Source organism: Streptomyces sp. NPDC058469, from assembly GCF_042721125.1.
Classification (GTDB): domain Bacteria; phylum Actinomycetota; class Actinomycetes; order Streptomycetales; family Streptomycetaceae; genus Streptomyces.
Genome location: NZ_JBHXME010000003.1, coordinates 118,017 through 141,702, shown reverse-complemented (window position 1 = coordinate 141,702; position 23,686 = coordinate 118,017). Strand labels below are relative to the sequence as shown.

At 71.5% G+C, this 23,686-nt stretch carries 19 protein-coding genes; 10 read left to right on the top strand and 9 right to left on the bottom strand.

The window, feature by feature from the left end; genetic code table 11:
• The first annotated feature begins 48 nt into the window (after positions 1–48).
• On the top strand, positions 49–1,269 hold the full coding sequence (locus ACFWP5_RS03075; RefSeq protein WP_384149322.1) for a serine/threonine-protein kinase: 1,221 nt from the start codon (positions 49–51) through the stop codon (positions 1,267–1,269).
• Between the two features lie 299 nt (positions 1,270–1,568).
• On the opposite strand, the gene ACFWP5_RS03070 is transcribed toward ACFWP5_RS03075, so the two are convergent.
• Entirely contained in the window at positions 1,569–2,057 is a 489-nt protein-coding gene (locus tag ACFWP5_RS03070; protein WP_384149320.1) for a hypothetical protein, read from the bottom strand.
• Positions 2,058–2,462: 405 nt separating this feature from the next.
• On the opposite strand from ACFWP5_RS03070, the gene ACFWP5_RS03065 reads away from it, so the two are divergent.
• Positions 2,463–3,257 (top strand): SDR family NAD(P)-dependent oxidoreductase, encoded by a 795-nt coding sequence (locus tag ACFWP5_RS03065; protein WP_384149318.1) that lies wholly within the window; start codon positions 2,463–2,465, stop codon positions 3,255–3,257.
• 137 nt (positions 3,258–3,394) lie between these two features.
• Entirely contained in the window at positions 3,395–4,840 is a 1,446-nt protein-coding gene (locus ACFWP5_RS03060; RefSeq protein WP_384149316.1) for an MFS transporter, read from the top strand.
• Positions 4,841–4,895: 55 nt separating this feature from the next.
• Here the strand turns inward: ACFWP5_RS03060 and ACFWP5_RS03055 are convergent, their stop codons facing one another.
• From ACFWP5_RS03055 to lnt, 4 genes are all read right to left on the bottom strand, one after another.
• A complete protein-coding gene (locus ACFWP5_RS03055) occupies positions 4,896–6,848 on the bottom strand; it encodes a helix-turn-helix domain-containing protein (protein ID WP_384149314.1) in 1,953 nt (650 codons plus the stop codon).
• Between the two features lie 76 nt (positions 6,849–6,924).
• A complete protein-coding gene (locus ACFWP5_RS03050; RefSeq protein WP_384149312.1) occupies positions 6,925–7,725 on the bottom strand; it encodes a 3-hydroxybutyrate dehydrogenase in 801 nt (266 codons plus the stop codon).
• A 54-nt stretch (positions 7,726–7,779) separates the two neighbouring features.
• A complete protein-coding gene (locus tag ACFWP5_RS03045; protein ID WP_384149310.1) occupies positions 7,780–8,259 on the bottom strand; it encodes an NUDIX domain-containing protein in 480 nt (159 codons plus the stop codon).
• Between the two features lie 77 nt (positions 8,260–8,336).
• Complete coding sequence (lnt, locus tag ACFWP5_RS03040; protein WP_384149308.1) at positions 8,337–9,947, bottom strand: apolipoprotein N-acyltransferase; 1,611 nt, start codon at positions 9,945–9,947, stop codon at positions 8,337–8,339.
• 236 nt (positions 9,948–10,183) lie between these two features.
• On the opposite strand from lnt, the gene ACFWP5_RS03035 reads away from it, so the two are divergent.
• The gene (locus ACFWP5_RS03035) at positions 10,184–11,251 is read left to right on the top strand and encodes an O-antigen ligase family protein (protein ID WP_384149525.1); all 1,068 of its coding nucleotides are present in this window, start codon (positions 10,184–10,186) and stop codon (positions 11,249–11,251) included.
• Positions 11,252–11,266: 15 nt separating this feature from the next.
• Here ACFWP5_RS03035 and ACFWP5_RS03030 read toward each other — a convergent pair whose 3' ends face one another.
• A complete protein-coding gene (locus ACFWP5_RS03030) occupies positions 11,267–11,812 on the bottom strand; it encodes a hypothetical protein (protein WP_384149306.1) in 546 nt (181 codons plus the stop codon).
• A gap of 106 nt (positions 11,813–11,918) precedes the next feature.
• Positions 11,919–12,704: a glutamate racemase gene (locus ACFWP5_RS03025; RefSeq protein ID WP_384149304.1), complete on the bottom strand. Its 786-nt coding sequence runs from the start codon at positions 12,702–12,704 to the stop codon at positions 11,919–11,921.
• A gap of 69 nt (positions 12,705–12,773) precedes the next feature.
• Here ACFWP5_RS03025 and ACFWP5_RS03020 point away from each other — a divergent pair, with 69 nt between their 5' ends.
• Positions 12,774–13,940, top strand: a complete 1,167-nt coding sequence (locus ACFWP5_RS03020; protein WP_384149522.1) for a glycosyltransferase — start codon at positions 12,774–12,776, stop codon at positions 13,938–13,940.
• Between the two features lie 4 nt (positions 13,941–13,944).
• On the opposite strand, the gene ACFWP5_RS03015 is transcribed toward ACFWP5_RS03020, so the two are convergent.
• Positions 13,945–15,273 carry a TerD family protein gene (locus ACFWP5_RS03015; RefSeq protein ID WP_384149519.1) on the bottom strand — a complete coding sequence of 443 codons (1,329 nt, stop codon included), beginning with the start codon at positions 15,271–15,273 and terminating at the stop codon, positions 13,945–13,947.
• Positions 15,274–15,570: 297 nt separating this feature from the next.
• Between ACFWP5_RS03015 and ACFWP5_RS03010 the strand changes: the two genes are divergently transcribed.
• The 4 genes from ACFWP5_RS03010 (at position 15,571) to ACFWP5_RS02995 (ending at position 20,219) form a co-directional block, all read left to right on the top strand.
• Entirely contained in the window at positions 15,571–16,008 is a 438-nt protein-coding gene (locus tag ACFWP5_RS03010; protein WP_384149302.1) for a DUF6643 family protein, read from the top strand.
• Between the two features lie 42 nt (positions 16,009–16,050).
• Positions 16,051–16,875 carry an MOSC domain-containing protein gene (locus ACFWP5_RS03005; RefSeq protein ID WP_384149301.1) on the top strand — a complete coding sequence of 275 codons (825 nt, stop codon included), beginning with the start codon at positions 16,051–16,053 and terminating at the stop codon, positions 16,873–16,875.
• Between the two features lie 196 nt (positions 16,876–17,071).
• On the top strand, positions 17,072–17,677 hold the full coding sequence (locus tag ACFWP5_RS03000) for a hypothetical protein (protein ID WP_384149299.1): 606 nt from the start codon (positions 17,072–17,074) through the stop codon (positions 17,675–17,677).
• 106 nt (positions 17,678–17,783) lie between these two features.
• Entirely contained in the window at positions 17,784–20,219 is a 2,436-nt protein-coding gene (locus ACFWP5_RS02995) for a right-handed parallel beta-helix repeat-containing protein (RefSeq protein WP_384149297.1), read from the top strand.
• Here ACFWP5_RS02995 and ACFWP5_RS02990 read toward each other — a convergent pair.
• Positions 20,189–22,528 carry a hypothetical protein gene (locus ACFWP5_RS02990; RefSeq protein WP_384149295.1) on the bottom strand — a complete coding sequence of 780 codons (2,340 nt, stop codon included), beginning with the start codon at positions 22,526–22,528 and terminating at the stop codon, positions 20,189–20,191. The two genes, ACFWP5_RS02995 and ACFWP5_RS02990, sit on opposite strands and share 31 nt — an antisense overlap.
• A 290-nt stretch (positions 22,529–22,818) precedes the next feature.
• Here ACFWP5_RS02990 and ACFWP5_RS02985 point away from each other — a divergent pair, with 290 nt between their 5' ends.
• The gene (locus tag ACFWP5_RS02985; protein ID WP_384149293.1) at positions 22,819–23,646 is read left to right on the top strand and encodes a DeoR/GlpR family DNA-binding transcription regulator; all 828 of its coding nucleotides are present in this window, start codon (positions 22,819–22,821) and stop codon (positions 23,644–23,646) included.
• The last annotated feature ends 40 nt before the right edge of the window (positions 23,647–23,686 follow it).

Genomic DNA, 23,686 nt, shown 5'->3' with positions numbered 1-23,686 from the left:
CTCAAAGGGACATGGCCTGCAGCAGTCGAGTCGTTCCACTGCGTGAGGATGAAGCAACAGGTGCTGATAGCGGGCCGGTACCGGCTGAACACCACCATCGGACGCGGCGCGATGGGCGAGGTCTGGCAGGCGTACGACGAGATGGGCGGCAGACCGGTCGCCGTCAAGCTCCTGCACTCCCAGAACTCCGAGCCCACCGCCACCGCCCGCTTCCGCCTGGAGGCCCAGACCGCGGGCCGGCTCAGCCACCCCCATGTGGTCGGCGTCCTCGACTTCGGCGAGCAGGAGGGCCGTCTGTACCTGGTGATGGAGCTCGTCGAGGGAGACAGCCTCTCCCATGTGCTCGCCCAGGCGGGCACCCTGCCGGCCGAGCACGCGGCCCATATCGCCGCCCAGTCGGCCGCCGGACTCAGCGCGGCACACGAACAGGGCATCGTGCACCGGGACATCAAGCCCGGCAACCTTCTCCTCGACGCCGACGGGTCCGTGAAGATCGCCGACTTCGGCATCGCGCACTTCATGAACGACCCGAGTGGCGCGCTCACCGCGACCGGCCAGATCGTCGGGACCAGCCTGTACATCGCCCCCGAGCGCGCCCTCGGCCAGTCTGCCGGGCCGCCGTCCGACGTCTACTCGCTCGGCTGCGTGCTCTACCAACTCCTCACCGGACAACCGCCGTTCCGCGCCAACAGCGCCATCGCCGTCCTCCACCACCACCTCGACACGCCCCCGGTACCACCACGTGAACTCGGCGTCGGGCTCCCGCCCGCCTTCGAGAACTATTTGCTCGGTCTCCTCGCCAAGCGACCCGAGGACCGTCCTACGGCGCGCCAGGTAGCCGAGTGGTTCGCCTCCGGCGCCTGGAGAGGGCGTCCCGAGCCCCTCCCGGCAGCCGCGCCGCGCCCCGAGCCGGAACCACGCGTGACCGCCTGGGATCCAGTCGCGGAGCCCAGGAGGAACGCGGCCCCCCGTTCCGGCCCGGGCACCGGCTCTGGCCCCGGTTCTGGCTCTGTGACCACGTACGCCTTCCCGTCCGCCGTCGCCGTCAGCAGCACCGCTCCGGCCCACCGGACACGACGCCGGCAACGAACGGGAGGCCGCGGCGTCGCCGTACGCCGATCGAAGACGGTGGGCACCGTCGCCGCCGTGGTGGTCTTCCTCGCGGCCCTGCTGGTCGGCCTGGCCTGGTTCTCCCCCGACCACAGCTCGGCGGACACACCACCGACGGATCCGCCGCGCAGCGCGAGTCCGTCCACGGCCACGCCGTAGGGCGAGAGGCGTTCGCTGCCGATCGTGACCACGCCCGCCCGGGGATCCACAAAGGGGAATCCAGGGCGGGCTGTGGTTATGGCTGGTCGTGCGATACGCGGGGCTCGGATCAGCCGCGGCGCAGCATCATGACGACAGCGACGATGACAATGATGACGACGACGGTACCCAGACCTATGTACACGGGTTCCTCTTTCCCTCGGGAAGCGGCACTCCTGGGTGCCGCAGAAAGCCGAGTACCCCCGACAAAGCCTTTCAGCCCGCTCCGGCACCACGACTGGGCACGCCTCAGGAACCGGTCATGAGGTGAGCCGCTCGTTCGGCGATGGCAAGGACCGTCGCGTCGGTGGGCGCCGACACGATGACGGCACGACCGAGGCATCGGCGACGCGCAGTCCCTCGATCGACCTCACCCTCTCGGCGGCCACCGTACGGCGACTGCCCGTGGCGAGGGTGACTTGCTGAAGTGTGCCGTCGAAGCTGGTGATGTACGCGCTGCCGTCGGCGACGGCCACTCCCCGGAGGTTCCCCAGACCGGTGGTGACCGTGTCGAGCGCTCCGCTGGCCAGGTCGAGCTTGAGCGGATCACCTCCCGAGTACGCCAGATACACCGCGCCGGCATTGTCGGAGGCGATGGCGATGGCGATGGCGACCGGGGAACCGGCAGCCGGCGCGATCCGCACGCAGTCCGTGGACGGGCACTTGACGTCACCCGTCGCGGCAACTGCCGGAGCGGCAAGGGTCATTGTCGCGCCCGACGCCAGCAACGCGCCGAGGGCCAGCGCCACGCCCAGCGCGCCCGAGTCTGCTGAGCGAGCGGGACGGTCGAGCGGGCGTCGCGTCGCGTCGCGGTCCCAGATCTCATCATTGAGTCCATCCGTTCCTGTCCGTCGACGATCGGTGGGCCCACGGGATCGCCGCTGGCACTGCACTGGCTACGCGCGGGGGTACGGAGAGGCTCACCAAGGGAGCCCGGACTTTCACTGTTCCTGGGCAACGAGGTCCGCCTTCCGGCGCGCCGGCCCGCTGCGATCCAGGCCACCCGGCGACCAGCACAGGCCGCGCCCGTCCGCATCGGCCGAAGTGGCGGCCCGATCGCCCTGCCGCCAGGCTGGCCGCAGACATACCGACACGCACGACGGACAGACGCACAGACAGGCAGACACGCGGACGCACAAGAGGACTGGTTCCACATGCACATCGATCTGACGGGACGCACCGCCCTGGTGACGGGCTCGACGCAGGGCATCGGCGCGGCGATCGCCGCCGAACTCGCGCGCTCCGGCGCCCGTGTCGGGGTGAACGGCCGGGACGAGCAGCGCGTCGCGGAGGGCGTGGCACGGCTCGCGGCGGAGGTGCCCGGCGCGGACTTCGTTCCCGTGGCCGCCGACGTCGCGAACGAGGAGGGCGCTCAGCGCGTGCTCGACGCGCTGCCGGAGCTGGACATCCTCGTCAACAACCTGGGCATCTTCGGCTCCGCCGACCCGTTGGAGATCAGCGACGAGGAGTGGCGGCGCTATTTCGAGGTGAACGTGCTGGCCGCGGTCCGGCTGACCCGGATGTATCTGCCGGGCATGACGGAGCGCGGCTGGGGCCGGATCCAGTACATCGCCAGCGACTCGGCGGTCGTCATCCCGGCCGAGATGATCCACTACGGCATGTCCAAGACCGCGCTCCTCGCCGTCGGCCGCGGCTTCGCGAAGCAGGCGGCGGGCACAGGGGTGACGGTCAACTCGGTCATCGCCGGCCCCACCCACACCGGCGGCGTCGAGGACTTCGTCTACGAACTCGTCGACCGCGACCTGCCCTGGGACGAGGCCCAGCGCGAGTTCATGCGGAAGCACCGGCCGCAGTCCCTCCTGCAACGGCTGATCGAGCCCGATGAGATCGCCCACATGGTCGTCTACCTCAGCTCCGACCAGGCTTCGGCGACAACGGGCGGAGCCCTGCGCGTCGACGGTGGATACATCGACTCGATCCTGCCTTGATGTCCCTCAACTCATAGTTGCCGCACGCACTACGCGACCCAGAACTATGGTGTCCCACCACATGTGCCGCTGACGTGCCCCTTCCTACCGTGTGCCATCACGTACCCGTCCCCACGGCACACAAGGAAGTGGCGCACATGGCCTCCGCACCCACCGCTCCCCCACCCCCGACCAATCTCAAACGAGTCGTCGCCGCCAGCCTCATCGGCACCACCATCGAGTGGTACGACTTCTTCCTCTACGGCTCCGCGGCCGCGCTCGTCTTCAACAAGCTGTTCTTCCCCGACTCCGATCCGCTCGTCGGCACCCTGCTCTCCTTCCTGACCTACGCCGTGGGTTTCGCGGCCCGCCCGCTCGGCGCCCTCGTCTTCGGGCACTACGGCGACCGGCTCGGCCGCAAGAAGCTGCTGGTGCTGAGCCTGGTGCTGATGGGCGGGGCGACCTTCGCGATCGGGCTGCTGCCGACCCACGCGACCGTGGGAGCGGCGGCGCCGGTCCTGCTCACCGCGCTGCGCCTGGTGCAGGGCTTCGCACTCGGCGGCGAGTGGGGCGGAGCCGTACTGCTGGTTTCGGAGCACGGGGACGCACGCCGGCGCGGATTCTGGGCGTCGTGGCCCCAAACCGGCGCGCCCGCAGGGCAGTTGCTCGCGACGGGAGTGCTGTCCCTGCTCACCGCCGTCCTGTCGGACGAGGCCTTCGGCAACTGGGGCTGGCGCATCCCGTTCCTGCTCTCCGGTGTCCTGGTCGCCGTCGGTTTGTGGATTCGTCTGTCTGTCGATGAATCCCCCGTGTTTCAGGGGGCGTTGGCCCAGGCGGAGGCCCGCAAAGCCGCCGCCCGGACAACGGCCCGAAGCACCGACCCCGAACAACTCCCGCTCGTCTCCGTACTGCGCCACCACTGGCGCGACATACTCGTCGCGATGGGCGCCCGCATGGCGGAGAACATCAGCTACTACGTGATCACCGCCTTCATCCTCGTCTACGCCACCTCCTCGGCCGGCGTCTCCCGGCAGACGGCGCTGAACTCCGTACTCATCGCCTCCGCCGTGCACTTCGCCGTCATCCCGGCCTGGGGCGCCCTGTCGGACCGGATCGGGCGCCGGCCCGTGTATCTGCTCGGTGCGGTGGGCATCGGGCTGTGGATGTTCCCGTTCTTCTCGCTGATCGACACCGGAGACTTCGGCAACCTCGTCCTCGCCGTGACCGTCGGCCTGGTCCTGCACGGCGCGATGTACGCACCCCAAGCCGCCTTCTTCTCCGAGATGTTCGCGACCCGGATGCGCTACTCCGGCGCTTCCATCGGCGCCCAGTTCGCCTCGGTCGCGGCGGGCGCCCCGGCCCCGCTGATCGCCACCACCCTGCTGGCCGACTACGGCAGCTCGACCCCGATCGCCCTGTATGTGATCGCGGCGGTCGTCCTGACCCTGATCGCGGTGGGCGTGGCCACGGAGACCCGGCACCGCGACCTGGCCGAGGTCGAGGCCGGCAAGGACGACCGGGCCGCGACCGCTCCCGCGACAGACGCAGCGGATGCGACGCACGCGACGGATGCCGCAGGCACGGCAGACGCTCGCACCGCCTGACCGGCACGAGCAGCACACGGCCCGCCGGCCCTCGTACGCCCCGCGCCTACGAGGGTCACCGCCGCACCGGACTCGCCAACCGGCGCAGTCTCAGGGCGAGTTGGATCTCCAGGACGCGGCCCGGTTCCTGCCAGTCCTCGCCGAGGAGCCGGCCCACGCGCTCCAGCCGTTGGGCGACGGTGTTGACGTGGACGTGCAGGTCGTCCTTCGTCCGGGCCGGGCTCATCCCGCAGGCGAAGTAGGCGTCCAGGGTGCGCAGCAGATCCGTGCCGCGCCGCTCGTCGTACCGCACGAGCTGCCCGATGGTCCGCTCCACGAAGCCGCCGATGTCCCGGTCCCCGGCGAGGAGCAGTCCGAGGAAGCCGAAGTCCTCGGCGGCGGCGCCGTCTCCGGTACGGCCCAACAACCGCAGGGCGTCGAGGCAGCGGCGCCCCTCTTCGTAGGCGGCGACCACGGCGTCGGGCCGCGTGGCGGGCTTCTCAACGGGGGCGGAGGCCCCGACGGTGACCGCTTCGCGGACCGCCGCTCCCAGGTGGGCGGCGGTGCGGCGGGCCAGGTCCGTGGCGGTGTCGCCGGGGTCGAGGGGCAGCAGCAGGACGGTGCCGCCGTCGCGGGCTGCGGCCAGTCCGTGCCGGGTCCCGGCGAGGTGTGAGGCGGCGGACCACAGGCGTCTGCGGGCGGCGGCCTCCTGGTCGGCGTCGGCGGCCGTGCCGTCGAGCAGGGCGGCGAGTACGACATGGGTGGCGTCCAGGTCGGCGTCCAGCCTGGACGCGCGCTCCCGCAGCAGGCGCGGGTCGCGGTCGCGGGCGTCGAGCAGGTCGTCCAACAGCTCGCCGCGCACGCGCTGTTCGGCCTCGGCGGCCGACCGTCGGGCGAGCAGCAGCAAGGAGGTGACCATGGCGGCGCGCTCCAGGGTGCGCTGGTCGACGGGGTCGAGGCCGGGGTGTCCTCGCAGCACGAGCGCGCCGAGCAGTTCACCGCCGGCGGCCACGGCGGCGATCCAGTCGTCCCGGTGCCGCACCGCGTGCCCTTCGACGCGGGACGCTTCCAGCGCTTTCGTGGGTGTGGCATCGGTCTCGGTGAACTCGACTGCTCCGTCGAGGACTTGGGAGACCGCGGCGGCCACGTCGTGAACTCCGCCGCCGCGCAGCACGAGTTCGGCGAGCCGGTCGTGGACGTCGGACGCGCGCTCGATGACTCCGCTGTGGTCCTGGATGATCTCGTTGGCGCGCTCCAGGCCGGCGAGGGCCGAGCGGGTCTCGGTGAGCAGGTTCGTGGTGTCGATGGCGGCCGCGGCGAGTGCGGCGAAGGAGCCGAGCAGCGCGATCTGCTCCCGCTCGAAGACCCGCGCCCGCCGGTCGGCCGCGAACAGCACTCCGATGACACGGTGCCCGAGCATCAGCGGCACCCCGAGGATCGCCACCAGCCCCTCGTCCTGTACCCCGGAGTCGATGGTGAGGGTGTGCTGGAAGCGGTCGTCCTTGAAGTAGTCGTCGGTCACGTACGGCCGTGCCGTCTGGGCCACGAGTCCGCCGAGCCCCTCCCCCATGCCCAGCCGCAGCTGCTGGAAGCGGGCCGCGACCGAACCCTCGGTCACCCGCATGTAAGTGTCGCCCCTGGCCGGGTCGTTGAGGCTGAGGTAGGCGATGTCGGTGCCGAGCAGGGACCGGGCGCGCTGGACGATCGCCTGCAGTACGGCGTCCAGGTCACGCAGTCCGGCGAGGTCGTGGGCCGTCTCGAAGAGCGCGGACAGCTCGGCCTCACGACGTCGGCGTCCCTCCAGCTCCGAACGCACGCGCAGCGCGAGCACCTTGGCGTGTTCGAGCCCGGCGATCACCTCGGCCGCTCTTCCGTCGGCGCGGGCGAGCAGCACCGGCTGCTCATAGGCGTCGGCGGAGGCACCCCGGGCCAGCAGCTCGAGGAACGGCGCCTCGGCACTGCTCGGTCGCGCTGCGGCACCGGTGACGGTGGCGGAGCGCTCGGCTGACTGCACGTGATCGCTGGACATGCTCACAGGATTCCTCATCGCCGGGCCGGCCGGTCAGGCCTGTGGATAACTCCAAATCGCCTGCGCGTCAGATGCTTCAGTGCGCGGTCCACCCGCCGTCCAGCACCAGCGAGGTGCCGGTCACGAAGGACGCGTGCGGGCCGCACAGATAGGCGACGGCCTCGGCGACCTCCTCCGGTTCGATGAGCCGTTTGACCGCGCTGTCCTGCAGGAGCACCTCGGTCAGCACGCGTTCCTCGGGGATGCCGTGCGCCTGTGCCTGGTCGGTGAGCTGTCGCTCGACCAGGGGGGTGCGCACATAGGCGGGGTTCACACAGTTCGAGGTGACGCCATGGGGTGCGCCTTCGAGGGCGGCGGTCTTGGAGAGTCCCTCCAGTCCGTGTTTGGCGGCCACATACGCGGACTTGAAGGCGGACGCGCGCAGCCCATGGACGGAGGACACATTGACGATCCGCCCCCAGCCCTGCCCGTACATATGGGGCAGGGCCCCGCGGATGAGCCGGAAGGGCGCCTCCAGCATCACGGTGAGCACCGTGTGGAAGACATCGGGCGGGAACTCCTCGATGGGGCGCACCAGTTGCAGCCCCGCGTTGTTCACCAGGACATCCGTGCCGGCGGCGGCGTGCTCGGCGGCGTCCAGGTCGGTGAGGTCGAGCACATGCGGCTCGACGGTGCCCGCGAGGCCCTGCGCCTGCGAGGCCAGCTCCGCCAGTCCCGGGGCGTCCAGGTCGACCGCTCTGACCTTCGCCCCGGCGGCCGCCAGCCGCAGCGTGCAGGCACGGCCGATACCGCCGGCAGCACCGGTGACGAGGGCGGTACGGCCGCTGAGGTCGAGGAGGTGAGCATGGGGCCCCGGGAGGGCGTTGGGCACGGTCATGTGGCGAGCCTAGACAGCGCCCTCGCCCCATCGCATATGGGCCGAGCACATACTTCAGTCGGAACTCGTGGTGTCGAACCATGTGGGTGCGTCGGCCAAGGTCTGCTTGATCCGGAACAGCTGGTGATCGCTGAGCTGGGGCAGCGCGTCCAGCTCGAACCAGCCGACCTCCAACGACTCGTCGTCGTTCACGGCCGCCTCACCACCGACGGCCCGGCACTGCAGCGTGATGTCCATGAACTGGCAGGCGTCACCGTTGGGATAGCGGATCGGTCCCCCGGCCTTCACCATGACGACCCGTTCCGCCACGCACTCGACGGCCGTCTCCTCGAACACCTCGCGCACCGCGCAGACCGCTGGCTGCTCACCGGGCTCGGGAATGCCGGAGGGCAGGGCCCACTCGTGGTTGTCCGCCCGCTTGCCCAGCAGGATGCGACCCGCGTCGTCGAAGACAACGGCGCTGACCCCGGGAAGCCAGAGCAGCTGATGCCCCGCGGAGGCCCGGATCGTACGGATGAAGTCGGGAGTAGCCATGCTCCGACCCTAACGGGACGATCCATGGCTACTCCACGAACTGCCGTGCGCACGGCGGGCGTACAGCAGGCGTACGGCTACACGCCGCCCGCGCGCCGCCCGCGCACACCGGCGGCGATCGCCCAGCCGAGACCGGCCGCGGCGACGAGCACCAGGGCCATCTCGGGCAGGATGCCGAGCTTCGTGGCCGGGGTCTCCGAGGAGCGCAGCGGCACCTTCTGGACCAGGGAGTCGGCCACGAACATGCCGGTCTTCTGCGTGATCTTCCCGTCCGGCATGATGATCGCGCTGACGCCGCTGGTCACCGGGACGGTGACGGTCCGGCTGTGTTCGACCGCGCGGACCCGGGACATGGCGAGCTGCTGGTAGGTCATCTCGCTGCGGTCGAAGGTCGCGTTGTTGCTCGGCACGGAGATCAGCTGGGCGCCGTCGGTGACCTCGGAGCGCACGGCCCAGTCGAAGGCGGCCTCGTAGCAGGTGACCAGGCCGATCTTGGCGCCGTTCATGGTGAACACGCCCGGCTTGGTGCCCCGGCTGAAGTCCTGGCGGACCATGCTGGTCCAGTTCTTGTTGATCGCCCCGAGCAGCGAGCGCATCGGCAGGTACTCGCCGAACGGCTGGATCTGCCGCTTGTCGTAGGTGTCGGTCGGACCCTTCACCGGGTCCCAGAGGATCTGCTCGTTGTAGAGCTTGCCGCCCCGTTCGACGACACCGCCGACCGAGATGGGCGCGCCGATCGCCTTGGCCGCCTCGTCGATGTCGGTGTACGCCTGGGCGTCGGCGAAGGGGTCGACGTCGGAGGAGTTCTCCGGCCACAGGACCACATCGGGCTTGGCGACCTTGCCCGCCTTGACCTGCGCGGCCAGCCTCAGGGTCTCCTTGACGTGGTAGTCGAGCACGGCACGCCGTTGGGCGTTGAACTCCAGTCCCGCGCGCGGGACGTTGCCCTGGATGACCGCGACGGTCGTGGTGCCGTCCTCGGCCTTGTCGCTGACCAGGGACCGCGCGGCGACCGCGGCCACCACCGGTACGGCCACGCTCAGCAGGGCCACGGTCGCGGCGGACCGCCGTACGACACGGGTGTTCCGGCTCTCCAGGGCCAGGCGCACGACCTCGTACAGGCCGAAGCCGCACAGGACGACCGCGAAGCCGAGGACCGGGGTGCCGCCCACCGCGGCGAGCGGCAGGAAGACGCCGTCCGCCTGGCCGAACGCGATCTTGCCCCAGGGGAAGCCGTGGAAGGGGGCACGCGCGCGTACCGCCTCACCGGCGATCCACAGTGCCGCCGCCCACAGCGGCCAGGCGGGCAGCTTCGACACCGCTGTGATGGCCGCGCCGACCAGCGCGACGAAGATCGCCTCGACCACGACCAGGGCGATCCAGGGCCCGGGGCCGACCTCCACGCCGGTCCACACCAGCAGCGGCAGCAGGAATCCGAGGCCGAAGAGATAGCCCAGCCCGAGGCCCACCTTCCAGCTGCGGCCGCGCAGCACCCACGCGAAGCAGGCGAAGGCGGGCAGCGCCAGCCACCACAGGGTGCGTGGCGGGAAACTGACGTAGAGCAGCACTCCGGAGAGCGCGGCTACGGCGGCCGGGACCAGACGGACGAGGCGGGCGAGGCGCGATACGGGCGCGGCCTGTGGCTTCAGCTGGTCCGACTCGTCCACGGAAGTTGCGGTGACGGTCACTCCGGGAGTGTACGGCGGTCGACCTTGGCGCCGACAGCACGGTCCGGATGGCAGCCCAGGGCACTGAGCAGGGCCTCAGCCGTATCGTTCCTGCGCAACTCGTCCACAAATCGGTCATCAGCCGTTACGGTGATCCGGAGCCCCTGTCGTGCGGTCGGTCCAGGCCAGGACGGCCGGGGCCGGTCACGGGTCGGGGGCGGCCCGGTTCAGGGGGCGGCGGGGTGGGTTCCACGGGGATGGCGTCGGCGACCGGTCCGGACGCCGACGGTGAAAGACGCAATGTTTCTGATGCGGCGGGCATGGCGGTGCTCGGATCGTGTGCCGCGTGGTCGCTGATCACCGCCGCCATGCACGACGGCCGGCCCGAGGGAGTGCTGCTCGCGGTCCTCGCGGTTGCCGCCGGTTACGCGTCAGGGCGGATTTCCGGGGCGCTCGTGCCGGTCGCCGCGCCCTGTGCGGGGGCGCTGGCCGGGCTCGGAATGGCGCTGGCCGAACCGCGTCTCGCCCCGGGCCCCCAGTTCGCCGTGCCGCTCGGCCACGCCGGTGCGACCTCGGCCCTGCTGACCCTGGCCGTGGGTTCCGCGTGCTGCTCCGCCTGGGCCGCCTCGGCACCGGGCCTACGGCTCGCGCTGCGGCTGCTGGCGGCCGGGATCACGGTCGCCGCGGCCGTCCTGGGCTCGGTCACGGGATTCGTCCTGTGCACGGCGGTGCTGCTGTGCTCGCTCGCCGCCGGCCGGATGCAGCGCCGCGGTCTGGGCATCGCGGGCCTGGGCCTGGCCACGGCGCTGGTGACCGGCGCGACCTGGGCCGTCGCCGGAAACGTCCTCCCGGACGGGCTGACCGCGTCCCTGGAGGGCCAGCTGACCCCGCACCGGGTCCAGCTGTGGCAGGACGCCCTGCACATGGCTCACCAGGACTCCGCCCTGGGAGTGGGTCCGGGGCGCTTCGGGGAACTGGGCAGCGCGGCGGCCGAGGCCCTGCTGCCGGACGGCAAACCGCACTCCGCGCCGCTTCAGCTGGCGGCCGAGCAGGGAATCGTCGGCGTACTCCTCTTGGCGGCGGCCTACGGCTGGGTCCTCCACGCGCTGTGGCGCACTACGCGCCCGACCCCGATCGCGCTGACCGCGGCCGCCGCGCTGACGGGGCTCGCGATCATCGCCTCGGTCGGCAACGCGCTCAGCTTCACCTCGGTGTCGGTCGGCGCCGGCTTCCTGGCCGGGCTGGCCACGGCCCACCCGATCGCCGACGACGCCTCACGCACCGCGCCGGACACACACGCGCGTGGCGACCGACTGGCCCCGTGACGGACGAGGAACGCGTCAGTGCGCCGCGCCGGGCTTGGGCGGCGCCAGCCGGTCCGTGATGATCCGTACGGCCGCCTCCGCGTTGTCCACGGTGATCGTGAACGTGTGCCCGTCCCACAGCCGCAGGACGATGCCCTCGCCACGCCGTACGACGACGGCGGTGCCCTTCTCGGGCCGCCAGCGGTAGCCCCAGCCGCCCCACTGGCGCGGGGTGACGTGCGGGGCGAACTCGGCGCCCGCGACGCTCGCGAGGGGGATGCGGCGGCGCGGCACACCGATGTGGCCGCAGCGCACTTCGAGGGTCTCCGTGTCGACCTTCAGACCGACGTGCACGAAGGCGAGCGTGCCGAACAGCATGAGCAGTCCGGCCGCGATGCACCCGACGACGGACATGACGAGCGGAGCGATGCCGGACGTCCAGGTGGAGTCCACGGCCAGCTCGATGCCGAGCGCCATGCAGGCGGCACCGGCGAGCGCCAGCAGCCACTGGAACCGGTTCGTGGCGCGACCGGTCCAGATCTCGGTCTGCGGGAAGGTTTCGTCGCGGGGGTGGTCCCTCATGCATACGAGACTACTCAGGTTTCGCTGCGCGGGTATGGCGTTGCGGAGGGTGACCGTTTTGTGTGCCGACCCGGTGGACGCACAGCGTCCGGTGCGTCGCCGGTGGTCAGTGGGCGGGGGTGACGGCCCGCAGGAGTCGGCCCTCGGCGTAGATCGAGGCGGCGGCGGGCAGCGCGCCCTCGCGGCCGTTCAGGAGCACCGTCACGGTGCCGTCGGGCAGCGCCTCGGGGGCGGGCTGTTCACCGATCCGGCGCAGTGCCTGGGCGGCCACCGCGTCGGCGGAGCCGTGCAGGACGAGCGGCGGGCGGTCGGGGCGCTGCACGGCGGCGCGGATGCGTTCTGCGACCAGCTCGTAATGGGTGCAGCCCAGGACGACGGTCGTTACATCGTCGGGGGTCAGCTCGGCCGCCGCGGCGACGGCGGCGTCGATGGCCGCCTCGTCCCCGTGTTCCACGGCTTCGGCCAGTCCCCAGCACGGGATCTCGGTGACCGGCACGCCGTCGGCGAAGTCCTTGATGAGACCGCGCTGATAGGGGCTGCCGGTGGTGGCCGGCGTCGCCCAGATCGCGAAGGGCGTGCCACCGGCGGCGGCCGGCTTGATCGCCGGGACCGTGCCGATGACCGGGATACCCGGCTCCAGACGCTCACGCAGGACCGTCAGGGCGTGCACGGTCGCGGTGTTGCAGCCGATGATCAAGGCGTCGGGCCGGTGCGCTGCGGCGGCCTCGGCGACGGCCAGCGCGCGCTGGGCGACGTCTTCCGGCGTCCGCGGCCCATAGGGCATGCCCTCGGGGTCCAGGGAGAGCACGAGATCCGCGTCGGGGCGCACGCGCCGTACGGCGGCGGTGGCCGCCAGAAGGCCGATTCCGGAGTCCATCAGCGCGATCTTCACCCGGCCACGATAGACGATGGCCTCTGTGGATCCGCTGCCGTGGGGCAGACTGCGCCCGTGAGCGCCATCGTGTGGATCGCCGTCGGATCACTCGCCGCCTGGCTGTGGCTGCTGTTCTGTCAGGGCTTCTTCTGGCGCACGGACATCAGACTCCCGGCCCGCACCGACCCGGACGACTGGCCGCAGGTCTGTGTGGTCGTCCCGGCCCGCGACGAGGCCGCCGTACTCCCCGAGAGCCTGCCCTCGCTCCTCACCCAGGACTACCCCGGGCGGGCGGAGATCTTCCTTGTCGACGACGGCAGTTCGGACGGCACCGGGGAACTGGCCCGCGAGCTGGCGTCCCGGCACGGTGGGCTGCCGCTCACCGTGGACTCCCCCGGCGAGCCGCCCGCGGGCTGGACGGGCAAGCTGTGGGCCGTACGGCACGGCATCGGTCTGGCACGCGCGCGTGACCCCGAGTACCTGTTGCTGACGGACGCGGACATCGCGCATGCCCCGGACAGCCTGCGGGAGTTGGTGGCGGCGGCGCGCACCGGCGGCTTCGACGCCGTGTCGCTGATGGCCCGGCTGCGCGTGGAGAGTCTGTGGGAGCGGCTCGTGGTGCCGGCGTTCGTCTACTTCTTCGCGCAGTTGTATCCGTTTCGCCGGATCGGCAACCGGTCGGCGCGGACGGCCGCCGCGGCGGGCGGCTGCGTCCTGCTGCGCACCGACGCGGCCGAACGGGCGCGGATCCCGGACGCGATCCGGCAGGCGGTGATCGACGACGTGGCGCTCGCGCGGGCCGTCAAAGGCGGCGGGGGTCACATCTGGCTGGGGCTCGCCGAGCGGGTGGACAGCGTGCGTCCGTATCCGCGGCTGCACGACCTGTGGCGGATGGTCTCGCGGAGTGCCTACGCGCAACTGCGGCACAACCCGCTGCTCCTCCTGGGCACCGTCGTCGGCCTGGCGCTCGTGTATCTGGTGCCCCCGGTGGCCCTGGTGGTGGGCCTGGCCGCGGGGAGTACTGCGACTGCGGTCCTCGGGGGTCTCGCGTGGCTGGTGATGACGGGGACGTACATCCCGATGCTCCGCTACTACGGGCAGCCGCTGTGGCTCGCTCCCCTGCTGCCGTTCACCGCGTTTCTGTACCTCCTGATGACCGTCGATTCCGCGGTGCAGCACTACAGGGGACGCGGCGCGGCGTGGAAGGGCCGGACGTACGCGCGTCCCGACGCTGTCGTCGGCGACGAGAGCTGAGCGGTCACTTGCGGCCCGGGGTCCAGTTCATGCCCCACCCGTAGACGCGGTCGACGGTCCGCTGCGGGCTCACCCCGCGGTCGGGGACGAGGTAGCGGACCTCGCGCTGGACGACGAGATCGCCCCCGGTGTTGGTGATCAGGGCGAGCGCGCACACCGTGGAGGGCACCGTGCACTCGTCGAGCGAGAAGTCGATCGCGGCGCCGTGCTGCGGCTGGAGGGTGACCGTGGCGTGCAGGTCGGCGAAGGAACGGGCGCCTTCGTAGATGGTCACGAAAACGAGGATGCGCCGGAAGTCCTTGATGTGGTCGAGGTTCACGGTGAGGTTCTCGCCGCTCGCCGACGCGCCGGTGCGGTCGTCGCCGTCGAGGTGGATGTACGGGGGCCGCTCCAGGGAGCCGTACGCGTTGCCGAGGGCCTGGACGACGCCCTTGCGGCCGTCGGCGAGTTCGTACAGGGCGCACAGGTCGAGGTCGAGGTCCGCGTGCATCGCGACCGCCCGGCCGCGCTTGCTGCCCCAGCCCGAGAACTGCTTGCGCACCTCCCAGTTGAGGTTCACGCGCATGGCACCCGATGTGCCGCCCTGCTTGGTCAGGGAGACCGAGGGGGCCGCCTTGGTGAGCGTCACCTTGGACAGCCGCACGGGGGCCGCCGAAGGGGGCGGGGGCGGACTCACCGGAGGCGCGACCGGAGAAGGCATGGTCACGGGCGGCTGGACCGGCGGCGGCAGGTTCACGGGTGGCCCGGAGGGCCGCGGCATGGTCACCGGTGGGCCGGCCGGCGGTGGCATGGTCGCGGCCGGTGCCGCCTGTTGCGGCTCGTCCACGGTGATGCCGAAGTCGGTCGCCAGGCCTTCGAGTCCGCTGTCGTAGCCCTGGCCGACGGCCCGGAACTTCCAGGCGCCCTGGCGGCGGTAGAACTCGCCGAGCACGAAGGCGGTCTCGACCGTCGCGCCCGCGCTGTCGAAGCGGGCGACCGCGGTGTTCTGCACGGCGTCCCGGACCTCGATGTACAGGTCGGGGACCCGGCCGAACGTTCCGCCGTCCGTCGAGGCGGCGAGGACGATGCGGTCGACGGCCGGCTCCACGCGCGCGAGGTCGACGAGCAGACTGTCGGTCACCTGCCCGCCGGCGTTGCCCTTGCCCTCGTGGCGGACCGCGCCGGAGGAGTGCGCCGGCTGGTTGTAGAACACGAAGTCGCCGTCGGACCGGACCTTCCCGTCGACCAGCAGCAGGGCCGAGGCGTCCGCGTCCGGCACGCCGGGTCCGGACCGCCAGCCCAATTCGACGCGCAGTGCCGTCGTCGGCACCGGAACATTCGATCCTTTCGGCATCGACATGTCTGCCCCCATCACGTGTCACCGTGCCAGGGCACGCCCCGGCAGCCCATCGGGTGTCTACCCGCACAACCTATTCCCCGGGGCGGCGAACGCCCATCAGGGGCGCGTCAACACCGTTGGCCAACCGCTGGTAACCCGCCGGGAACTAGGCTTTTACCCGATCCGAACACGGGGCGATGCCCTTTTTTGCCAAGTTCGCTCGCATTGGGGATCCCGTGCCACCGCCGACACGGAAAACAACCCTCTTATCGGTCTCCCCAACCAGCACATCGTGGGCTTAACTTATGTGCCATGACCTCCCCCCGCTCCACTTATGGCGGCGGCTATTACTCCGCCTCCTTCCCGGACACCCCGATCTACGACTCCCTCGTGGCCGAGCGGGGTACCCCGCAGATCGCCCCGATCCGGGTCCCCGCCGCTTACGACATGCCGGGGAGCAACCTGCCGGCGCTGCCGTCGGGACTGCCCGCCCTCCCGGCGGGTCCGTCGCAGGCTTCCTACGGCGGCTATCCGCAGGCGCAGCAGCCCGCCCCGCTGCAGCAGGCGCCCGCCGCCTACATCCCGCAGCAGGCCCCGCCGCGCGGTTACCCCGGGCAGCAGCAACAGCAGCCGCGCCCGATGGCGGCTCCGGCCGGCTACGAGGCGATGCGTCCGGCGGCTCCCCGCCCGGCCCCGGCTCCGTACCAGCAGGACCCGTACAACAACCAGCAGCAGTACCGCGGCTACTGATCCACACCCTGCGTTGTCGGTGCCACCTGGCACGATGGAGCGATGGGGAATGCGGAACTGCGGTCGATCCACGTTCATCCGGTCAAGGCGCTCCGGGGCTTCTCGCCCCGGGAGGCTCTCGTGGAGCCTTGGGGGCTGGCCGGGGACCGACGCTGGGCGCTGATCGACGACGGGGGAAAGGTCGTCACGCAACGCGAGCACCCGCGTCTCGCACTGGCCGCCGCCGAGCTTCTGCCCGGCGGCGGTGTTCGTCTGTCCGCGCCCGGCCGTGACCCGCTGAGCGTGCCCGTTCCGAAGCCGGTCACCACCGTCTCGATGGAGATCTTCGGTACCAAGGTCGACGCGGTGCCGGGGCGCGACGCCGCCCACACGTGGTGCAGCGACTATCTGGGCTTCGGCGTACGTCTTGTCCACATGGACGAGCCCGCCACGCGCAGGCCCGTCGACCCCGACTACGCGCTTCCCGGTGAGACGGTCAGTTTCGCCGACGGCTATCCGCTGCTGCTGACCTCCGAGAACTCCCTCGACGCCCTCAACTCCCTTGTCGCGCAAGGGGATCGCCCTGCCGAGGGACCGCTTCCCATGAACCGGTTCCGGCCCAATGTGGTCGTCGCGGGCACCGCCGCCTGGGCCGAGGACGACTGGTCGGGCGTCACGATCGGCGAGGTCGCCTTCCGTGTCGCGAAGAAGTGCGGGCGCTGCGTCGTGACCACCACCGACCAGGGCACCGCCGAGCGCGGCAAGGAGCCCCTGCGCACCCTGGCCCGGCACCGCCGTATCGGCGGCAAGCTCGTCTTCGGGCAGAACCTGGTGCCCCGGTCGACCGGCACGATCCGCGTCGGTGATCCGGTCCGGATTCTCGCGTAGTCCGGATTCCCGCTTGGGCGGAGTTCCGCCGAAGAGCGCGCGGGGCGGGAACCCTCCCCGTGGGCCCGGTCGTTGAGATCCCGTGAGAAGTTCATGAGCCCCCCGGGGAGAGGTGATTTCGCTCTCTCTTTGACGGGCCTCTTGGGTGAACGGCTGGGCGTGGGGTTATCACGGAGCGGGAAGGGGGTGCGGGACGGTGGGAGCAATCAGGGGTCTGTGGCGCTGGCGGCGCAATCCACTGCGTCGCGCGACCGATCTGGTCGAGGCCTGGCTGGCCCTCGTGGTCCTGCTGCTGGTCCTGGTCGCCGCACCCGTGATCGGTTCGCTCGTCGGCGCGATCGCCCAGGACACCCTGCAGCGGTCGGTGCGGGAGCAGGGCGCGGACCGGCACGTCGTGACGGCGACGGTGGTCAAGAAGCTGAAGGGGGCCGAGATCGACCCCGACCCGGACTCGTCCACCGCGCGGGACATCCGCAGCCGCGTCCTCGCCGACTGGACCGCCCCGGACGGCACCGCCCAACACGGCGCCGTGATGGCGAGCCTCAACACCCCGCACACGGGCGACCACTTCAGGCTCTGGACGGACCAGCACGGACACATAGTGGCCCGCCCGCTGGACTCGGCCACGGCGACGACGCACGCCGTGCTCGCCGGGCTCGGCGCGGCGCTGCTTACCGCCGGGCTCGTCGACAGCGGCAGACGGTTCGTGCTGTGGCGCATGGTCCGCCGCAGGTACGCCCGTTGGGACCGCGCATGGGAGCGGGCGGGCCCGGACTGGGGCCGGACCGGCACCGGCAGCTGACAGCCTTCCGGCTCTGGTCAACCCACCGTCCGCACGCACGCTACGGTGGACCGGCGAAGGCTTCGGCATCAACCCGCGTACCACGAGGTGGGGGCACAGCAGCGCCATGGCACAGGGCACGGTCCAGGTGACGCACACCGGTACATCGAGGTGGCGGCGCCGCACAGGTGAGTACGCGTCGCTCGCCGCCGCCCTGGAGGCCGCGGCCGAGGGAGACGTCCTCACCGTCGCTCCCGGCACCTACCGGGAGAACCTCGTCGTCTCGCGGTCGGTGACCCTGCGCGGCCCCGAAGGTTCGCCCGGCTCGGTGCGCATCGCGCCCCTGGACGGCGTGCCGTTGACCGTCCGTGCCTCGGCGGTGGTCCAGGACCTGCATGTCGAGGGCCAGGACTCGGCCGCGCCCGCCCTTCTTGTCGAGGACGGCGCACCGGAGTTGACGGACCTTCGGATCGTCACACGCTCCGCGTCCGGCATCGAGGTGCGCGGCGGTGCCCGCCCCACCGTGCGGCGCTGCACCGTCGACAACCCGGCCGGTATCGGGATCGCCGTACTCGACGGCGGTGGCGGGGTGTTCGAGGAGTGCGAGGTCGTCTCGGCCGGCCAGGCGGGCGTCGCGGTCCGCGGCGGCGGCCACCCGCGCCTGGAGCGCTGCCGCATCCACCACGCGTCGGGGGTGGGTCTGTCGGCGACGGGCGAGAACTCCGCGCTGGAGGCGGTGGGTTGCGAGGTCTACGAGACGCGGGGCAGCGGCGTCCAGATCACCGGCCGGGCCACCGCGCACCTCACCGACTGCGATGTGCACCGTACGACCGCGGACGGCGTCACGCTCGACACCGACGCGGTGCTGACGCTGGCCGACTGCCGCATCCACGACATCCCGGAGAACGCGGTGGACCTGCGTTCCCGTTCGGTGCTGACGCTGACCCGGACAACGGTGCGTCGGTTCGGGCGCAACGGACTGTCGGTATGGGACCCGGGCACGCGCGTGGACGCCAACCAGTGCGAGATCTTCGACAGCACGGGCGACTACCCGGCGGTGTGGGTCAGCGACGGCGCGACCGCGGTCCTCGACTCCTGCCGGGTGCACGACGTACCGGACGCGCTGTTCGTGCTGGACCGCGGCTCGCGCGCGGACGTCGTCGACAGCGACATCTCCCAAGTGCGCAACACGGCCGTGTCGGTGAGCGACGGTGCCACCGCGCAGCTCGACGACTGCCGGATCCGGGACGCTGCCACGGGCGCGTGGTTCCGCGACCACGGCAGCGGCGGGACCCTCAACAACTGCACCGTGGACGCCACCCAGACCGGCGTGATCGTCACCAAGGGCGCCGACCCCACCATCGAGCGCTGCACGGTCGACTCCCCCGCCGAGGCGGGCTTCTACGTCTCCGCGGGCGGCCGGGGCACCTTCCTGGGCTGCCGCGTGACGGGCAGCGGCGGCTACGGCTTCCACGTCATAGACGGCTGTCGTACGACACTCAAGAAGTGCCGTACGGAGCGGTGCGCGCGCGGCGGTTACGAGTTCGCGGACGCCGGACCGGACGCGGCACCCGGCACGGGACCCGTCGTCGAGGACTGCACCAGCGACGAGAGCGGCCTCAAACCGCCCACCGCGCACGAGACAGCCGTGGAGACGGCGAGCCAGTCGACCAGCGTGCTGGGCGCGATCCCCAGCCAGCGCACGGCCGAGCAGGACCCGCTGGTCACCGCGACAGACCCGGAGAAGGAGTCCCGTTCCTCCAAAGACGTCCTCGGTGAACTCGACGCCCTGGTCGGCCTGGACAGCGTCAAGCGCGAGGTGCGGGCCCTCACCGACATGATCGAGGTGGGCCGCCGCCGCCAGCTGGCCGGCCTCAAGGCGGCCTCCGTCAAACGGCACTTGGTCTTCACCGGCTCCCCCGGCACCGGCAAGACGACGGTCGCCCGGCTCTACGGCGAGATCCTCGCCTCCCTCGGAGTCCTGGAGAAGGGCCATCTCGTCGAGGTGTCCCGGGTCGACCTGGTCGGCGAACACATCGGCTCGACCGCGATCCGTACCCAGGAGGCCTTCGACAAGGCGCGCGGCGGAGTCCTGTTCATCGACGAGGCGTACGCCCTCTCCCCGGAGGACTCGGGCCGTGACTTCGGTAAGGAAGCCATCGACACGCTCGTGAAGCTGATGGAGGACCACCGCGACGCGGTCGTGGTGATCGTCGCGGGCTACACGGCGGAGATGGAGCGGTTCCTGTCCATCAACCCCGGTGTGGCGTCCCGTTTCTCACGGACCATCACCTTCAGCGACTACAACCCCGAGGAACTGCTCAGGATCGTCGAGCAGCAGGCCGAGGAGCACGAGTACCGGCTGGCCGAGGGCGCGTCCGAGGGGCTGACGAAGTACTTCACGGCGATCCCGAAGGGCGCCGCGTTCGGCAACGGCCGCACCGCGCGCCAGACCTTCGAGGCGATGGTGGAGCGGCACGCGAGCCGGGTCGCCCAGTTCGAGGAGCCGAGCACGGACGACCTGACCCTGCTCTACGCGGAGGACCTGCCCGAGCTGCCCTGAGGCGGCACCTCGGGCCGCAGCCGGGCCAGCAGCCGCTCGCGTTCCTCGGCGAACGCCGGGTCGGCCTGGTAGTCCGAGTGGCCGAGGATCGGCGCGGGCAGCGGATGCCGTGCCGTACGGCCGTACTCCAGTGGGTCCTTGAGGGGTTCGTGGTCGACCTCGGGGCCGCGGTCGCCGGACACTCGCACCGGGCCGCCGATGGGGTCGGTGAGCCGGTACAGATTGCGCCAGCAGTCGACCTCGCGGTGCAGCCGGGTCAGTGCGGCCGGTCCGAAGTGGGCCGGGAACCAGCGGCCGTAGAGGCGCTCCAGGGGGCAGCCGTAGGTGAGCAGGGCGACGCGTTTGCGCTGTTCGGGCTTGAGTTGCCAGGCCGCTGCGGCGGCGAGGACGCTGCCCTGGGAGTGGCCCGAGATGACCAGGCGGCCGCCGGTGGCGCGGGTCCAGGTGGCCATCCGCCAGGTCAGGTCGGGCACCGCGCGCTCGGCGTAGCAGGGCGGGGCGAAGGGGTGGGCGGCGCGCGGCCAGAAGGTGCCGACGTCCCACAGGATGCCGATCGTGCGCCGCGCGGAGGCGTCCTTGTAGGCGCGCCTGCCCCAGGTGACGAAGAGTATGAAGCCGAGCCCGATCAGCCAGGAGCCGAGGCCCTGTGAGGTCTGGGCGGCGCCGTGCACGAAGGCATGCCCGTCCTCTCCGGCCCGTTCCGGTGTCCTGTCGGTGGTGAAGGCGCCCACGAGTGCTCCGGCGCCCAGGAGCAGGGTCGCGGTGGAGATGACGGCGACGAGGAGGGGGCCCCGGTCGGTGAGCGATGCCATCGCGCGCGTGCTCGCGATCCGGGCGGTGCGCGCCCGGTCCTTCCGCTCGCCCGGGTAGTCGTCCGCCACGACGGCCAGTTCGCTACGGCGCAGCCGCCAGGTGCGGTGGCCGAGTCCGGCGCACAGGACTAGGACGACGACGAGCAGCGTCGGAATCACCGAGGCCTGCCAGGTGAGCAGGACGGGCGGGCCCGCGATGGACGTTCCGGTGCCGTCCAGCCAGTCGGAGACCCGCTGGGACACTCCGCCGGACATCACGCCGCCCAGGGCGCAGGCCAGCATCGCCACGGCCGGTCCGCCGAGGCCGCGCATCGCGGAGCGCGGATCGGGGTGGGTGCGGTGCAGGAGATGGGCTACGACGGCGAGGGCGATCACCAACACGCCCTGGACCAGGGCGATTCCGCCGAACGTCGTGTCGCCCGGCAGCCGCCCGGACGACTGCCATCCCGGGCGCGACCAGCCGGCGTAGAGGAGGGCGAGGGCGAGCAGCAGGAGCGCGCCGAGCGGCAGGCGGCGTACGAGACGGCGGTCCAGTGCCTGGTCTAGGCGGTTCTCGCTGCGGCCTCGGCGGCACACTACGTAGACCACGACGAACGCGAGGCCGGCGAGTGCGGTCTCCAGGAGTGCGCCGAGGTTGGCAAGGGTGTCGGAGCCGTCGGGCTCCCGGTCGAAGCGGGCCGCCGAGACGGTGACGGCCGCGGCGACCGTCAGGAGGCCGGCCGCCGTGTGGGCGGCGCGTAGCCGGGCCACCAGGCGGCGGCCGTACCAGAAGCCGGGGCGGCCCAGGGAGCTGTGGCCGGTCTCGTCGTCGGGCTCGGGTCGGCGGGACATCGGCTGCTGGGACTCGTACGCGCTCCAGGTGCGGCGGGAGAGGTACCAGAGGAGGACGGTGAGCGCGGTCGGCACCAGGGCGGCGAGCGCGAGGCGGCGGCCTGGGCGGCTCCACCAGCTGTCGTGCGACATCGTGGGCGACAGGAAGCCCAGCCAGGTGTGCCGTTCGGCGCACGCGCGCGTGCCGGCGCACTGCCAGGCGGCGAGGTCGAGGGCGACCTCGCAGGCGGCCGCGACGAGCAGCACGGTCAGGGTCAGTCCTGCGAGCCGCACCAGCAGGCCGTAGAAACGCACCGTCCGTTTCCGGTCGCGGGCGGTGGGGCGCATCCAGTGCGCGAGGTTGACGACCATGAACGGCAGCAGCAACAGCCACAGGGCACGGGTGCCGTTGCCCGAGGTGAGGTTGCACCAGACGTAGGCCTCACGGATCGGTCCGTCGCGCTGGTCGGCGGGCTGCGACTCGGCGTCGACGTCGGTGGCGCGCCGGAAGACGGCCGCCGTGTCGTCGCCGGTGATCCGCACCGTGCGTGGATCGCCGAGCATCTCCTCGGGTGTGGTGCCGCCGACGCCGTGGACCAGGAGTTCCAGGGCGGGTTCGGTCTGATCGGGCCGTCCGGCCAGGCTCTTCGCCTCGCTCGGGACGGCGTGTTCCTGTACACGCTCCACTGTTCGCACATCCCCCGTGACGCACTGTCTGTCTGTGTCCGTGCGCACTCCAGGATCGTCCTTTCCGGCGCGTCGCACACGCCCCGTCACCGAATCTCCCCGATCCGTGTGACACGTGGGGGGCGGATGATGACCGAATGACATGTGCGCGTCGGGACAGGCGGTGGCGCGGTGCTTGCGGGGGCGTGCGAGGATTGGGGCGTCCGCGCACGGCAGCCGGGAGAAATGTCCTGGTCGGGGCGGGCGCGCTGGGCAGTCTGGCGGGTTGCGGCGAAAGGACCGGAGCGTACGTGAGTGAGAATCAGAACCTCCTCGCGGAGCAGCGGCGCGCCCTGATCCTCGACGAGGTCCGGCGCCGCGGCGGCGTCCGCGTCAACGAACTGACCCGCAAGCTCGGCGTGTCGGACATGACCGTGCGCCGCGATCTCGACGCGCTGGCCCGCCAGGGAGTCCTGGAGAAGGTGCACGGCGGAGCGGTTCCGGTCGTCGAGGCGAGCACGCACGAGCCGGGCTTCGAGGCGAAGTCGGGGCTGGAGCTGACCGCCAAGGAGGACATCGCGCGGGCGGCGGCGGAGTTGGTGGCGCCGGGTACGGCGATCGCGCTCTCGGGCGGTACGACGACGTACGCGCTCGCACATCACCTGCTTGAGGTCCCCGATCTCACCGTGGTCACCAACTCGGTGCGGGTGGCGGACGTCTTCCACGCGGCGCAGCGGACCTCGGGGCAGCGGCAGGGCGCGGCGACGGTCGTGCTGACCGGCGGAGTGCGCACCCCCTCCGACTCGTTGGTGGGCCCGGTGGCCGACCAGGCGATCGCGGCGCTCCACTTCGACATGCTGTTCCTCGGCGTGCACGGCATATCGATCGAGGCCGGCCTGTCGACACCGAACCTCGCGGAGGCCGAGACCAACCGCCGGCTCGTGCAGTCCGCGCGGCGGGTCGTGGTCGTCGCCGACCACACCAAGTGGGGGACGGTGGGCCTGAGTTCGTTCGCCGCGCTGGAACAGGTCGACACGCTGGTGACGGACGCGGGGCTGCCGGCCGAGGCGCGCGCGGACATCTCGGAGCATCTACGGCTCGTGGTCGCGGGCGAAGCCGGTGACGGGGCAGACATCTGACGTCCCGTCAGCTAGAGTGACGCCTTCGCCGACCCGAACT

What these genes read in the sequence shown, in the direction of transcription:
- ACFWP5_RS03075 (WP_384149322.1), top strand. Translation starts at nt 49, where the DNA reads ATGAAGCAACAGGTGCTGATAGCGGGCCGGTACCGGCTGAACACCACC.
- ACFWP5_RS03065 (WP_384149318.1), top strand. Translation starts at nt 2,463, where the DNA reads ATGCACATCGATCTGACGGGACGCACCGCCCTGGTGACGGGCTCGACG.
- ACFWP5_RS03060 (WP_384149316.1), top strand. Translation starts at nt 3,395, where the DNA reads ATGGCCTCCGCACCCACCGCTCCCCCACCCCCGACCAATCTCAAACGA.
- ACFWP5_RS03055 (WP_384149314.1), bottom strand. Translation starts at nt 6,848, where the DNA reads ATGTCCAGCGATCACGTGCAGTCAGCCGAGCGCTCCGCCACCGTCACC.
- ACFWP5_RS03050 (WP_384149312.1), bottom strand. Translation starts at nt 7,725, where the DNA reads ATGACCGTGCCCAACGCCCTCCCGGGGCCCCATGCTCACCTCCTCGAC.
- ACFWP5_RS03045 (WP_384149310.1), bottom strand. Translation starts at nt 8,259, where the DNA reads ATGGCTACTCCCGACTTCATCCGTACGATCCGGGCCTCCGCGGGGCAT.
- ACFWP5_RS03035 (WP_384149525.1), top strand. Translation starts at nt 10,184, where the DNA reads ATGGCGTCGGCGACCGGTCCGGACGCCGACGGTGAAAGACGCAATGTT.
- ACFWP5_RS03030 (WP_384149306.1), bottom strand. Translation starts at nt 11,812, where the DNA reads ATGAGGGACCACCCCCGCGACGAAACCTTCCCGCAGACCGAGATCTGG.
- ACFWP5_RS03015 (WP_384149519.1), bottom strand. Translation starts at nt 15,273, where the DNA reads ATGCCGAAAGGATCGAATGTTCCGGTGCCGACGACGGCACTGCGCGTC.
- ACFWP5_RS03010 (WP_384149302.1), top strand. Translation starts at nt 15,571, where the DNA reads ATGACCTCCCCCCGCTCCACTTATGGCGGCGGCTATTACTCCGCCTCC.
- ACFWP5_RS03005 (WP_384149301.1), top strand. Translation starts at nt 16,051, where the DNA reads ATGGGGAATGCGGAACTGCGGTCGATCCACGTTCATCCGGTCAAGGCG.
- ACFWP5_RS02995 (WP_384149297.1), top strand. Translation starts at nt 17,784, where the DNA reads ATGGCACAGGGCACGGTCCAGGTGACGCACACCGGTACATCGAGGTGG.